General features: G+C 46.8%; 1 protein-coding gene. It reads right to left on the bottom strand.

The genetic code is table 11. The features are described from left to right. On the bottom strand, positions 1-746 hold a 746-nt coding region (locus tag R8N49_RS26815), incomplete at both ends, for a TonB-dependent receptor domain-containing protein (protein WP_318190410.1).

Below are 746 nucleotides of genomic sequence, written 5' to 3'. Positions count from 1 at the left end.
AGCTTCCAAGACGATGTGAAAGCATACGCAGCAGAAAGCTCCGCGCCGTAGGTTTCAACGCCGTGTAAGTTTTGGTATTGCTTGACGTAGTTACCGAAGTTATCTTGACCCGTGGTAACAACATCAATGAAGTTTTGGAACTTGTTGTAAAACGCAGAAACGTAAAGTTGCGCTCGGCCATTATCGAATTTGTTACCGATTTCAAACGAGTCCGAAGTTTCAGCCTCTAGATCCATATTTGGCGCAATAACAAAAGGCGTCAGCGGCACAAAGTCGTGGCTTACGAAGCCATACGCCTTATCGTATTCTGGCGCTCGATAACCGTGATCGTAAGAGAGGTAAACGCGGTTGTTTTCGAACACTTCACGAGAAATCGACAAACTTGGTGAAATTTCAGAACTGTCGATATCTTTCAGTGGATATCCACCGATATCATTCTGGCCATCAGGTGAAAGTCGGTGCGCATCGAAACGCAAACCGCCAGTCAATGTCCATTTCTCCAGCTCAATCATGTCACGGAAATAAAGCCCAATGTTGTATGCACGTGCAGCGGCAAAGGGTTGTTTTTGCGATGCGTTGGAACCCGCCCAATCGAGGACTTTCTGATTATCTTCCCGTTGGTAGTAATCTGATGCTATCTCAACGCCATACGCTAACTTGTGCTCAGCCGATGAGGCGTGAAGCGTCTGTTTGAAATCCGCTCTCAAACCGACGGCGCTATCGGTAAATGTTTTGTGCTCAAGTTC

The sequence above is a fragment of the Vibrio sp. 1978 genome (assembly GCF_033344345.1).
This window is presented reverse-complemented; position numbering and strand designations above follow the sequence as displayed.